Below are 12975 nucleotides of genomic sequence, written 5' to 3'. Positions count from 1 at the left end.
TTACCTCTCATAATGAGCAATAATAATTGCATCGCGTAAATGATTACTTATTTTATCATTATTATAAAATCAACCCTTACCATATTGATAAGTTAAATTAGTATCTTTATCAAATTTTCATAAATAACTATCATTATATTTACTTAAATTTTCCATATTTTTAACCACTGATTTAGTATAACGGGGTGATATTCAATTAACATTATTTAATTCGTGTGTATCATATTTAATTACTCCAATTATTTTTAATAAATCATCACGGTCTTTTGAACCATTAGCATTTGTATATAAGCAATTTTCAATGTTTACAAGACAAACACTATTGCAGTGTTTAAATAATATATCTTTAATAAAATCAACTTGTTTTATTCATAAATAATTAGTAAATTCTAATTTTTCCTTTAATTTATTATCTTCATAAACAACAATAGCGGTAGTACCAGTTCCTGATGGGTCAATACCTATTTTTATCATTATCTTAAAAATCTTTCTTTAAATTGATAATAAAAATCTTCGCTTTGTTTTCTAATCAGAACTGGTGATAATTTTTCAACATTTAATTCTTCTTTTAATCAATTTTTACCTTTTGAAATAATATCTTGTTCTATTTTTGTATTTGTAATAAAATTTTTAATATTATTGAAATGCTGTTCACTCATTCAATTTGGATTTGAGTTGTTAATAATTTCTGTTTGTTCTTTTTCTTGTTTAGAATTAATTTTACTTATTTCACTATTATCGGGGTCTAATTCTTCGGTTGGTAAACCTAATAGTTTGCTTAAAACATATTTAACTCCATAAGTTAATGCTGACCCAATACTTTTAGCGGGGTCAGTATTTTTCCCTGTAAAAGGTCAATAAGTTTTAATTTCTTCTGTTTCTTTACATAAAGTTAATTCCATTTCAAAATATGGTATATCATTAATTACTTTTAAAGTATCTTTCACATAACTCCAAATATATGTAATATGATGCTTTTTAAATTCTTTTTTAACTAATTCTAATACTTGTGCTTCACCAAAATAGTTATAAATTGTTCTACCATTCATTTGCATTGTTTGGTTTTTTTCTAAATATAATGATAAATCGTGTTGTATTTCACCAATACTTGCTATTAATGTTTTTTTAGTTTCTTGTGGCATTTTCTCATTCCTCTCTTTCTTGTCATATTAAAATTGCTTCTTTAATTTGTTCTAAATTTTGTTTAGTAATATCAACTTTTTCTTTAATTACTATTTTTAATTTTGGATTTATAATTATCATTAATATTTTTTTATTATCTATACAAAAGTCTTTTTCTAATAAATAATAAAGTTTTAATTGCCAAATATAGCGTTCAATATCTGTTTTCTCATTAGAACTAGTAATTTTTCAATCACATATTATATATTCATTATCAGTTGTTATTCCAATAAAATCAGTTGTCCCACACATTAAAGGACTATAAAGTGTTTTTTCAGTTTCATAATATTTAAATTTAATATCTTTTAAAGTTTCTTGATATAGTTTTGTAAAATTTTTAAATAATTCACGATGTGATTTTATTTCACAATCAATAAATTCAATTAATTCATCATCAAAATTATTTTTTATTCAAACATCAATCATATTATGTAAACATATTCCACGATTTTGTGCTAATTTTAAAATATTCTCATCAATTTGTGAAAAATCTTTTGGCACTAAAATATTAACAATTTTACTTACACTAGGTATTAAAATACTATACTTATGTAATTCATCATTAAAAATATATAAAGGTTTTAAATCTAATCTCATAAAATTGTTTCATCATTACCAATATTTTGATTATCATTATTAAATAATTCTTTTGTCTCAGATGAATTAAATTCTATTTTTTCTTGTGGTTTATCAGATTTTTTTAAATCATTATTTGTATGTAAAAATTCATAATTAGATACTTGAACTATTCATTCAGTTTTATTATCTTTATTTTTAAAAGATTTTAAAACACCAGTAATTGCTATTTGACTACCTTTTTGACAATATTTTTGTAAAGTAATTGCTTGTTTATTTCAAACTTGACAAGGAATAAAATCAGTTTCTTTTTGTTTTGAATATGGGCGAGTAATTGCTAAATTAAAAATAGTATATTCTTTTCCATTACTTGTTTTCTTAATTTCAATATCTTTTGTTGTTATACCAATTCCAATAAATTTATTCATTATTAAATTTCCTCCAAATTCTTTTCCATAATTAAAGTATCAATATATTCATAAGCACTTTCTTCTGAATGACATTCTTCTAATGCTTCATTAAATAAATCTTCTTCGGTATAAACTTTGCCATTTTCATCTTTTCACATATTATTCACATCCTTGTCATTTAATATTTTCATTTTCTAAATCAATAATAGTTGTTAATCATTCTTGTTGATTTTCAACATTAGCAGTAGTTTTTGCTTCTTCTAATGTATAAAAACAGCTCGTTTTAAAATCACTATATTTACTTTTCATTACCAATAAGTATCTTTTATTCATAATTTAATTCCTCCTAATTCTTTTTAGTATTTAATGCTCAATGTTCATCTGCAATATCTTCAAATGATACTGAATAACTTTTAAGCATTAATTCACTTAATTTATTTTCTTGATTGCATTCTTTATGAAAACAATAACCTCAATATCTTTTTTTAATACAAGTTTTATTTAACTTTTTCATATATACCTCCTAAATTATTCCTTTGATTTTTTGGTCAATTTGCAATATTTTTCAACCATCAGAAGCTAAATCTAAAATATCGTTAATTTTGTAATATTGCATATAAGAAGCAATAACATCTCATTTATCTTTAAATAAATTTAAGTACATTTTGGCTCATTCTAAACATTGCAAATCATAATGTTTTTTATGATGTGAAATACGACAATTAATAGGTTGACAATTAACTCAATAAAATGATGTTGTTATTTCATTTCAAGTTTTATTAATATATTTACTTTTATATTCTGTCATTATAATTCCTCCTAGTTTTAACTTGCTGGCACTCACTCCCAAGTGAAAGTGCCAAGCGAGAATTAGTTATATAAGTATTTATCTATTTACTTACTACGCCATCCGCCTCACTGGGGGTGAGCGGTGGCGATATGTTAATTGTTTGAATGTTTAATAATCCACAGTTGTTTTTTAATATTGACGCCAGACATATATATGTCTTCCTTTATCCGTGCCCATTTGTGCTTTTGCTCTGGGATTTGACGTTCAGTTTTTAAATTAAAAATTCACTCGCATTTTAAAGGACCAAATGCTATAAAACTCCAACCAACCACACTTTTCGCAAATTTAATTGTAAAGTCACTATCTCTATTTTTATTGTCGTTTGATATTAACCTTGGACTTATCACGACTATCGCTTAGTTCTAATGAACCAGCGCCGATTTACATTTTTCCTCATACACTATTTCAGTACTTGCCTCGGCCGGCGGTGGAATAAAAACACTTAGTTATTTAAAATAACCGTTCCGCTCTGCATTAAGTTGTTTTATAAAATTTAAGTTTTAATAAACCAGTTTCATAATCAAAGATAATTTTTGAATTTTCTAAGCGTTTATAAAACCGCTTTTGTGTTTTATCTTTTACTTTATTCAATAAATCTTTATGTTTTTCACAAGTTCATAAAACTTTATTTGATAAAAATTCTTCGATAATGAATGATATTGCTTTATAGCAATTATCAACATCACATATTGTTTGTTGCTTATTAATTTTCATTACCTACTCCTTCCTTTATTAAGTTTTTTTATTAGCAAATTAATTAACTGAAACAGAGAAAGGACAACACCTTAAAATTGGAGAAAAAACAGGTACACTTTATAAAGATTTCTAAGATATTTAATAAATGTGTAAACAACTTAAAGAGGGTATCAAAAAGTTGTAATAAAAGTTTCTATTTTAAGAATTTAAGATGCTGTCCTTTCTCTGAATCAATTAATAATTTTGGTTTAACAAATAAAAAAACCATTTTAGTAAATGGTTTAATTTATTATTTCTATTCAATTTCTATGTATTTGTTAAAACCCTTCTTTTTTCCATGCGACCTATTTATTTCAATTTTCACTAAAAGATCATTGTTGATGTAATTGCGCATTATAAGTTACTTGATAATAAAAATCTCGCCATGCTAATTGGCGCGCAAAAGCGTTATCAAAAACACCAAATTTTTCAATGCTTCAAAGATAACATTGCCGAATTGAAATAATACCAAATTTTAAAGCAGTACTAATTTTTGCTGTACTAATTTCTAAATCAACAAAATCACGAGTTTGATGATAGTTTTGTTCTAACTGAAAAATTGCTGTTTTAACTTTTTCAGATACTAATGGTAAATTAAAATCACTAGATTTAACATTTGTAATGTCTTGTAAAATCTCAAGATTTTTTAATTGTTGGGGCGAAAAGGATTTAACCTTATAAGGAACAATCTTATTAACGTTAAAATGTTCTTTTAATTTATTTCAAAATGGTGTAAAAACAGTATAATATCCATTTTGAGTAGTTTTTATTGTTCATGGTTCTATTAATACATAATCATCAAATTCACGATAAATAAAATTATATTCTTTTGATAACTGACGCATTGCTTTACTTCGGTTAAGAGCAAATGGTGTATAATCACGGTTTGTATATATTTTATTAATTTTATAACCTTGGTCTAATAAAAATTTAATTCCGGTTTGTTCATTTTCACTTTTTAGAAAATTAACATGAACCTTTTTCCTTAATTGTTTTAAACAATGAACCATTGCTTGAAAACTACGAGATGAAAAATAATTATTTGCTTTTATTTGTTCTTTTGTAAAAATAAATAATAAATAAATTTTATCTTTTTTATTAGCCAACTGAGCAAGACCAAGATTATCTTCAATTCTAAAATCACGATGAAAAATAAAAATTTTCATTAATTACAACCACTTACTATTTTTTTTATCATTATACTATAAATATGCTGTTACATAAAAAAGGATTAAATTTAATCTAATACACATTTACCTCAATTTAAGTTATAATTATATATAGATATTAAAGAGAAGCGGGGAGTTAGAATGGGAGTACCAACATTTTGTCCAATTCATTTAAAAATTCATGAATGTTCAGAAAATAGTAATAAAGCTATTTCAAGAGCAACTGAAAATAAGATTAAAGCAAAAATGAATCGAATGCTAAATCCAACTGCAACTAATAATGAACCTATTAAACCAGCAGTAGTTGAAAAGGGAACAATTCAATATATTTTAGAAAATGCTAAAAAAAATAATGAAAACATTAAACACAAATTAGGAATTCCAAATGAAGATGAAAAAGCGATTGGTGTTGATGAAAATGATATTAAAGCAAAAATGGCTCGTTTACGTGCTGCAGTTACCAACCAACAAGAAGTAGGTGAAAGCGATAATAATAATTTATCTTCCCCTACTCGTACTAGTAAAAAAGATCCTAGCTTGCAAGAAATAATCGATTATGTTTATCGAGTTAATCGTGGCATTGAACGCATCAAAAGTTCATCTGAAGAAGACCCGCTAGAAACAATTAGTGATTTTGATAATAATGACTTAGATCAATTAAATGTTGAAATGCAAACTAACCAAGGAAAAAAAACCGTTTTAAACGCATCGAAACAAAAAAAGTCAACCAATAATAATAATAAACCTAATCCAGCACAAACAAAGAAACAAAAAGCTACTACTAAGGAAAAAATAAGTCATAAACCAGTTGAACCAACTATTATCTTAACTGCAACAGAAATTGAAGCTTTAATTGAAAAAGCTGTTGTTAAAGCAATCGCAAAAGAAAAAAATAATAAAAAGAAAAGGGGAGAATAAAAAAAGATTTACTTCCCCTAGAGTGCACCCATTTTAGTAAGTACTAATAAAAAAGTATTTACTATTTTTTTAATTATATCTTTTTCTTTACGATTTGAATATCATGTATTTCATTTTATAACATCTTGTATATATTCTTCATGTGAATTATATATTTTATTATGGATTGTAGCTTTCTTAAGTAATGATTGAAAACTTTCTATAACAATATTATCTGCACAGTGGTAATTTTTTCCCATTGAAATTGTAATACCGTTAGATAAACATTTATCGTGATAAATAGTGGATGTATATTGATATCCATGATCTGAGTGAATTATTATTCCATTCAGATCTTTTTTTATTAATTTTATTTTATTAATTGCATCATTTAAATTATCCATTACTAATTTATTGTCATTATATTTAGATCACTTTACATCAACTATTTCTTTAGTATATCCATCAATAATTGTTGATTGATAATATCTTTCTCCTTTTCAAATTAAATATGTTACATCAGTATTCTGTTTATATTTCATTTTTCTTCTCATTTTTTTTACATATTCAGGTTGTATTTGATTATCACGCATAATTCTTAAAACTTTTTTTGAATTATATTTTATACCATAATCTTCCTTTAAATATTTAGTAATTCTTCGATAACCAAATTGTTTTAAATTTTCTTCATAGACTTTTACAATATCATTTATTGCTTTTTTATCTTTTTTGCTACTGTCATAATTTTTATATTTATCTCAATAACTACGTTTTAACCCTGTTACTTCTAGTAATAATTTTATTGAATATTCACAAAAATTTTGTTTAATAAAAGAGACAATTCTTAGTTTGCTTAATTGTAAAAGTCATGGAGCTTTTTTAATAATTCATACCTTGTTTTATAATATTCTAAATTTCTTTTGGCAAAAGAAATTTTAGGTCCTTTAGGATTGTTTAATTTTCCTTTTTTTGATTTGCTCATCAAGATTCTACTGTATTTGCATTTATATTATATTGTTTTGCTACTATTCAACAACTTTTTTGTTTAATTTCCTCAATGATTTTTGTTCTAAATTCTGATGTATATTTGTTATATTTTTGTCCTTTTTTTGCCATATAAAAATGCACCCCCTATAAAAATTTAGCAAAATCTTTTTTTATTTTACTTACTTTTTGGGGTGCACTCTACCCTTTTCTTTTAATTTTGTTTCATCTAAAATACGTTGATCTGATTGAATATATTTCGTTTGGCTATGTAATAAGTATTTTATTTCTTCTAATTTTTGACCAGTTAATAACACATCTTGGCGGTATTTTTTATTAATTTCCTTAATTAATTTATTTGTTGCAGTATCTGGTTGTAAGGTTTCTAATGTTTCAAATGAAACTTGTTCTCTTAAATCATATTTACTAATAATTCCTCGTAAACCAACACCAATTAATCGAATTGGCTGACCTGATCAAAATTGATCAAATAATATAATTGCCACTGAATAAATATCATCTAGGAAGTTAGTATACTTTTTAATTGTTTGTTGTCTTGTAAAACGTTTTCGATTAGCATTTTTAAATGTAACATAAATGACATTGCCAACCATTGTTCGTTTTTCTGCTCGTTGACTAACATGTTTTGCTAATAAATAAATTTTATTCTTAATATCTTCATAATCAATTAAGTCATATTCAAAAGTTGTTTCATTACCAATTTGTTTTAATTGATTATGTTCAAAAGTTAATTGTTGTTCACCATCACCATTAGCCCGTTCAACAAAAGCATGTGCTGGTTTGCCTAAAATGGTTTCTAATGTTGCAAGATCAGCAAACTCTGCTAAATCTTTAATTGTATGAATTCCAATTTCATTTAAACGATGAGTTGCTTGTTTACCAATCCCAAATATTTTATTAACCGGTAATGGTTGAACTAAGTCAGTAACATCTTCTGGCCGAATTAACGTAATTCCCATTGGTTTTTTCATATCACTAGCAATTTTTGCTAGTGATTTATTATATGAAATACCAATACTATTTGGTAATCCAACTTGTTGAAAAACATTTTGTTGCATATCAAGCGCTAATTGCATTGCCGAACCATATTTTAAATAAATATCAGTTACATCAATATAACACTCATCAATTGAAGCCACTTCAATTTTGTCAGTATAATGCATACTAATAAAATCAAATAATTTTTGCGCAAAATCAACGTATAAACCAAAATCTTGCTTAACAATTTCAAGGTCCTGGCAAATTTTTTTTGCCTTATATAACGGCATTGGACTATTAATGCCTAATTGTCGTGCTTCATAATTCGCTGTTGTTACAACTGCTCGCCGTGAAGAATTAGCAACAACAAGTGGTTTTCCTTGAAAGTGGAGATTAGCAACTTGATGACAACTAGCAAAAAAACTATTCATATCAATATGAAAAATAACTTTCATTCTTTCTCTCCCCTATTTTACTAAAGGCCAAAGGGTCCTGTATATTTATAAATTTTTTTAAAAATAAAATTATAACCAAAAATATATGTAAACTGAATACTCCGTGAATAACTACGAGCAATAATTCAATCATCATATAACTCCGGAAACTGTTTTTTAACAAATGGTCGCATTTCTGTTTCATATCAATTTTCTAAATTTTGCTTAAAATGGCCATTAAAACTTAATAAAATTAAATATGCTGCAATAATAAAAATTAATAATAAATTTAAGACTCCATAGCGATTAACAAAGTAAAAGAAATTATTATGGTCTAACAAGGCGGGATTAGTTTTTAGAATAGCAATAAAAATAATTGTAAATAATGAGACGATAAGAAAGAATAACAATAATAATGATGGAGCCAAATATAATAAGAAATGCATTGTTTGAACATGTTTATTTTTTAAATATAATTGGGTTGCAAAAAATGTTCGCCCTAAAACATAATCTAATCCCATCCCTGATAAAAAATAAGACTGATTAAATAATTGTAAATCATTAATATAAAATGTTTTCTTTTTATAAGAATGTGTAATTAAAACTTGGCCCGGTTTACGAACAACTTTTAAACCAGTAATTTTCTTTTTCGTTAAATAGTGATCAATTACTTCTAATGAAATCATTGATTGACTTGGAGCATTATTTAAATTTGGAATCGGAACTAAAATATTTCGGTAAGATAGAATTAAAAAAATTAATATAATAATATTAATCGCAATAAAAAATCCAATTAAAATAAAGGCTATTTCACTATTTCCTAATATCATCGTAATCATCCTCTACTATTAAATAATAAAATAAACTGATACTCCTTATATTATAACTTGAAAGTGTAAACATTAATAGGTTATTGTGCTAAAAAAATATTTTTTTCTTTTCCTTTTACTCTAATTGTTATCTTTTGTAAGAGTTGTTTCCTCAATTAATTCAATCTCCCCAGTTTTAACTTTTTGTAATCGTTCTTTAACTATTGCTGATAAGGATAGTAAACTACCATTATTTAATTTCATTTGTAACAATTTTTTTCGTTCTTCATTATTGGGGTCAGCTGCTAATTTTAATAAACGCAAACGTTGTTCATAATTTAAATTATTGGGATCTAGCACATCCTCATCATTAATAAAGATTGCTTCTTTTTTACTTGCATCAATATTTATTTTAGCATTTTTTAAGATATTGCTCATTGTTAATGGTTCATTGTCTAAGATTTCATCTGAAATTAGCGGTATTCCATTATTACTATTAGATAATGACAAATTATCATTATTTTTACCCTGTACTTTTGAAAGTAAAACTGGATTATTAAAATATTTTTGGTCAGGATAAACCTCATCGCCGCCAACACATGGAGTCGCATCTAATACAACTTGAGCTGGTTTACTTAATAATTCTTCTAATGATTTAGGAGCATAAAAACTATATTTTCGGCGTCCTTTAATCCGTGGTTCTTGAACTCGATTTCGTAGAACATCTAATTTACGCGTAATTAAATTAGCTTTTGATTTTTGCCAACGATCATAAATTTGATTAACATCAAGTGCTGGAGTAACCATATCATTTTCATTAAATTGAACAAATCGATTCTTATTATTTAAATTTAACTCATCTAGATCAGTTAATTCTGTTGCTTGATTAATTTCTGCCCCTTCTATTGGTTGAAATTCAGAATAATCTAATTCATCATAATTATCATTGTGATCAAAAACATCATTTTGAACATTATTTTGTTTAACATTAAATTTATTATTGTAATATGAATATGTCTCAAATTCATTTGTTAATCTAGTAATTTTATCAACAGAATTTTGATTATTATTTAATATCGTTTTATCTTGCAAAATTGAAGTTGGTCGTTTTGCTGGATCAAAATCATTTGGGTCATAATCATCTCAATAATCAATTACTTTTTTATTATTTTCCATTATTAAAACCCCCATACTTTTTTTACCTATTTATTATACTATAAAATTAAGGTGAAAAAAGGGTTCAGATAGCTCTGATTAATAAAATATCTGGTTTTTAAATAATCATTGATTAAGTCATTAATTAGTGCTATACTATGAATATTATTAAACTTATATCAAATTTTTTTAATTTGATAATAATATTATGAATTAATTTTTTACATACCAAATATCTTAAGTTGTTTAAATTCGAGTACCAAAACTACCCCTGTGCTTTATTTTCATTTTTTTATATCAAAATATTAAAATATTAAATATTGAAAATGAAAGAAGGAAAACAAAATGAAAAAATTAATAAGCATACTAGGGATCACAACAATTGCTAGCAGCATTATGCTTGGTGTTGTAGGGAATAACCCATACAAAACAAATAATATCACTCAATATCAAGTATTAAAAATGAAAAATTTTGTATCTGATAATACAGCTACAATCAACATAAACGATGTCTTATGAATGAAATCAGAAAATAATGATACTATCGTTCAATTTGCTAACGGTTCTGAACCAATTACATACAGTAATACACTAATGTGAAATAAAACACCGTAAACCAAATTAAAGATAACGCACAATACTTCCGAAATGAAAGCACTATCTTAAATATCAATGATATTATCAGAGCAAATAACGACAATGAATTCATCAGCAACAACATTAGCACCACACTTGGTACTAACGCATACAATAAATTTATTGAACACATCAATAAATAATAAATCTCAAGTCATTAAATGACTAAAAATAAATAATTTAAAAAAGTTTACTTATATAAGTAAACTTTTTTAAATTATTATAAGCTTATAAGATATTAAACATATTAACGATGGGAACTTTTTTTATGTTGTTGATAATAATTATAAAACATCATTCCAGCAGTATATCAAATTACCACAATAATAATTCAATTTAAAACATTAATAAAAATAGTTTTATCTAGTCCTAATCCATTTTGAATACCAACAAAAACTATTAGATAAGAAACAATAACCCCAAAACCACCTCCTAAGGTAAAACTAGTAGCAATTTTAATATCATAATTTTGATCTTTAATAAAACGAAAGGCACCAATAGGCATTAAAAAGGCTGCTGACCCCATCATAATTGGAAAAGCACAAAGTGAACTTAAACCCATTAAATAAGTTACCGCCATTGCTGGAGCATAAATCCCAATCCCTAATGATTGTAAAATTCCTAATCCAAAAAAGATCATGGTTCCTAAAAGATATTTTCATCATACTTCTAATGAATCACTTGTCCCAGCTCTTGACATCACACTAACTTCCTTTTGTTCTAATAAAATAATTATTGAAATAATAATTAGGACAATGCCTAATAAAATTTGTGCTCAACCTAATTTAATTTTATTAGCAATTAACGCACCAACATAAGCTCCTATTGCTGCGGCTGTAATTAATAATACTAACGTTAATCATTCTACTTTCACTAACGAAATAAAAATAATCGCTTGTAAACAAGTTGGAATTGCATGACCTAAACCCAATGATTCCTAATTTTCAGAACTTTTGTTTAATATTATACTGAAATTCCCCAGAAGTATCTTTTTCAAAATTAAGATAACTATTGCGAATATAAAAATACGCAAAAATCCCAACAATAATTAATAAAATGTTGGTTTTCAAAGATTCGTAAAATATAAGGATAATAATAAAATTATCATCGCAATTGGAATACTAATAAAACTTCAAAAAAATATTTTTTTCATAAATAACTAAATATTCTCCTTTAATTAATTGCTTATATTTTAACAAATTTATTTTAAAAGCCATACCTTTTTTTATTTAATCATAAAAAAGACAAAGAAGATGAGATTCTTTGCCTTATTTTTTATTATTTTTAAAATTACTATGTTATTTGTAATATATCAATGTTGCCTTTCATACTTATGTTATTGTTTTTAATTTTTACGATAATTAAATATTCTAAACCGTTCCTATGCGTTGTTAATAGTTAATATCATGGTTCCTATGTTAAACCAATACTTTATCATACAACTATTTTATATTTCATAATTAGATTAGTAATTGCTAAATTTTTACTTATCTTTAATATCAAATATTTTACCTATTATGTTTTTCCAAAGTAATTTCAACGTATAAGTATGCATCATTATAATTTTATAATAACATAAAAAAACAAAAAATTAATATTAATTTTAACATTAATATTAATTTTTCCTTTTATTTCCAAGTCTAAATCACTCATTCTTAATTACTAATCGTTTTAATTTTCTTCCAAACAAGTGAGTCAAATTGTTGTCCAGTAAAACCTGGCTTAATTGCCATTAAAGTTACTAAATTAATAGAAGCTAATAGCGGAACAATTTCATTAATGTCATTATTAAGATCTAAGGCAACGCCAACTTTAAGGTGATGTTGTTTTATCGCAGTAATTAACCTCTCCCCTTTTCCCCTACTTTTAACACTATTTCAATGAAAAGTTAAATAATCAGCTTTTGTAAATAATGGCAGAAGATTCATAATATTAAAGGCCATAATATGCACATCAACAGTTAAATTCGGATAATGGTTTTTTAAATCATTGAGTTCTTTTGGACCCAACCCATAATTTGAAACAAAATGACCATCCATTACATCAAAATGAATCCAATTAATCCCCACTGCTTGTAATTTTCTTACTTCACCACTTAAATTAGCAATATCACCACAATAAATTGGGGGCGTTAACAAT

Annotated in this window: 20 protein-coding genes; 2 read left to right on the top strand and 18 right to left on the bottom strand. The window is 25.3% G+C overall.

Features of this window, described 5'->3' with window-relative positions:
* The 10 genes from AACL22_RS13445 to AACL22_RS13400 form a co-directional block, all read right to left on the bottom strand.
* The gene (locus AACL22_RS13445) at positions 1-474 is read right to left on the bottom strand and encodes a hypothetical protein (RefSeq protein WP_338988706.1); all 474 of its coding nucleotides are present in this window, start codon (positions 472-474) and stop codon (positions 1-3) included.
* Positions 474-1142, bottom strand: coding sequence for an ERF family protein (locus AACL22_RS13440; RefSeq protein ID WP_338991151.1), 669 nt, complete (start codon positions 1140-1142; stop codon positions 474-476). The genes AACL22_RS13445 and AACL22_RS13440 overlap by 1 nt, the downstream gene beginning before the upstream one ends.
* Positions 1126-1779: a hypothetical protein gene (locus AACL22_RS13435; RefSeq protein WP_338991149.1), complete on the bottom strand. Its 654-nt coding sequence runs from the start codon at positions 1777-1779 to the stop codon at positions 1126-1128. The genes AACL22_RS13440 and AACL22_RS13435 overlap by 17 nt, the downstream gene beginning before the upstream one ends.
* Positions 1770-2186, bottom strand: coding sequence for a single-stranded DNA-binding protein (locus AACL22_RS13430; protein WP_338988701.1), 417 nt, complete (start codon positions 2184-2186; stop codon positions 1770-1772). Before AACL22_RS13430 ends, AACL22_RS13435 begins: the two co-directional genes overlap by 10 nt.
* A gap of 2 nt (positions 2187-2188) precedes the next feature.
* The gene (locus AACL22_RS13425) at positions 2189-2326 is read right to left on the bottom strand and encodes a hypothetical protein (RefSeq protein WP_338988699.1); all 138 of its coding nucleotides are present in this window, start codon (positions 2324-2326) and stop codon (positions 2189-2191) included.
* A 1-nt stretch (position 2327) separates the two neighbouring features.
* On the bottom strand, positions 2328-2501 hold the full coding sequence (locus AACL22_RS13420) for a hypothetical protein (RefSeq protein WP_338988935.1): 174 nt from the start codon (positions 2499-2501) through the stop codon (positions 2328-2330).
* Positions 2502-2514: 13 nt separating this feature from the next.
* On the bottom strand, positions 2515-2682 hold the full coding sequence (locus AACL22_RS13415; RefSeq protein WP_338991069.1) for a hypothetical protein: 168 nt from the start codon (positions 2680-2682) through the stop codon (positions 2515-2517).
* 9 nt (positions 2683-2691) lie between these two features.
* Positions 2692-2976 (bottom strand): hypothetical protein, encoded by a 285-nt coding sequence (locus tag AACL22_RS13410; protein ID WP_338991147.1) that lies wholly within the window; start codon positions 2974-2976, stop codon positions 2692-2694.
* Between the two features lie 516 nt (positions 2977-3492).
* Entirely contained in the window at positions 3493-3732 is a 240-nt protein-coding gene (locus AACL22_RS13405; RefSeq protein WP_338991075.1) for a hypothetical protein, read from the bottom strand.
* A 326-nt stretch (positions 3733-4058) separates the two neighbouring features.
* Positions 4059-4919 carry a deoxyribodipyrimidine photo-lyase gene (locus AACL22_RS13400; protein ID WP_338992903.1) on the bottom strand — a complete coding sequence of 287 codons (861 nt, stop codon included), beginning with the start codon at positions 4917-4919 and terminating at the stop codon, positions 4059-4061.
* A gap of 144 nt (positions 4920-5063) precedes the next feature.
* Between AACL22_RS13400 and AACL22_RS13395 the strand changes: the two genes are divergently transcribed.
* Entirely contained in the window at positions 5064-5840 is a 777-nt protein-coding gene (locus tag AACL22_RS13395) for a hypothetical protein (protein ID WP_338992902.1), read from the top strand.
* A gap of 17 nt (positions 5841-5857) precedes the next feature.
* Here the strand turns inward: AACL22_RS13395 and AACL22_RS13390 are convergent, their stop codons facing one another.
* The 6 genes from AACL22_RS13390 to AACL22_RS13365 form a co-directional block, all read right to left on the bottom strand.
* On the bottom strand, positions 5858-6532 hold the full coding sequence (locus AACL22_RS13390) for a DDE-type integrase/transposase/recombinase (RefSeq protein WP_338993130.1): 675 nt from the start codon (positions 6530-6532) through the stop codon (positions 5858-5860).
* 140 nt (positions 6533-6672) lie between these two features.
* Entirely contained in the window at positions 6673-6801 is a 129-nt protein-coding gene (locus AACL22_RS13385) for a hypothetical protein (protein ID WP_338992901.1), read from the bottom strand.
* Positions 6774-6935: a hypothetical protein gene (locus tag AACL22_RS13380; RefSeq protein WP_338992900.1), complete on the bottom strand. Its 162-nt coding sequence runs from the start codon at positions 6933-6935 to the stop codon at positions 6774-6776. The genes AACL22_RS13385 and AACL22_RS13380 overlap by 28 nt, the downstream gene beginning before the upstream one ends.
* 50 nt (positions 6936-6985) lie before the next feature.
* Positions 6986-8257, bottom strand: coding sequence for a DNA polymerase IV (gene dinB / locus AACL22_RS13375; RefSeq protein ID WP_338992899.1), 1272 nt, complete (start codon positions 8255-8257; stop codon positions 6986-6988).
* Positions 8258-8277: 20 nt separating this feature from the next.
* Positions 8278-9066, bottom strand: a complete 789-nt coding sequence (locus AACL22_RS13370; protein ID WP_338992898.1) for a hypothetical protein — start codon at positions 9064-9066, stop codon at positions 8278-8280.
* Positions 9067-9186: 120 nt separating this feature from the next.
* Entirely contained in the window at positions 9187-10221 is a 1035-nt protein-coding gene (locus AACL22_RS13365; protein ID WP_338992897.1) for a hypothetical protein, read from the bottom strand.
* Positions 10222-10545: 324 nt separating this feature from the next.
* On the opposite strand from AACL22_RS13365, the gene AACL22_RS13360 reads away from it, so the two are divergent.
* Positions 10546-10815: a hypothetical protein gene (locus tag AACL22_RS13360; protein ID WP_338992896.1), complete on the top strand. Its 270-nt coding sequence runs from the start codon at positions 10546-10548 to the stop codon at positions 10813-10815.
* A 268-nt stretch (positions 10816-11083) separates the two neighbouring features.
* Here AACL22_RS13360 and AACL22_RS13355 read toward each other — a convergent pair whose 3' ends face one another.
* Both AACL22_RS13355 and AACL22_RS13350 read right to left on the bottom strand, forming a co-directional pair.
* Positions 11084-11767, bottom strand: coding sequence for a hypothetical protein (locus tag AACL22_RS13355; protein WP_338992895.1), 684 nt, complete (start codon positions 11765-11767; stop codon positions 11084-11086).
* A 724-nt stretch (positions 11768-12491) separates the two neighbouring features.
* The gene (locus AACL22_RS13350) at positions 12492-12974 is read right to left on the bottom strand and encodes a ribulose-phosphate 3-epimerase (protein ID WP_338992894.1); all 483 of its coding nucleotides are present in this window, start codon (positions 12972-12974) and stop codon (positions 12492-12494) included.
* Position 12975: the final 1 nt, after the last annotated feature.

Source organism: Spiroplasma endosymbiont of Seladonia tumulorum, assembly GCF_964020235.1.
Taxonomy (GTDB): Bacteria; Bacillota_I; Bacilli_A; order Mycoplasmatales; family Mycoplasmataceae; genus Spiroplasma.
Note: the sequence above shows the minus strand (reverse complement) of the source record. Positions and strands in the feature narration are given on the sequence as shown.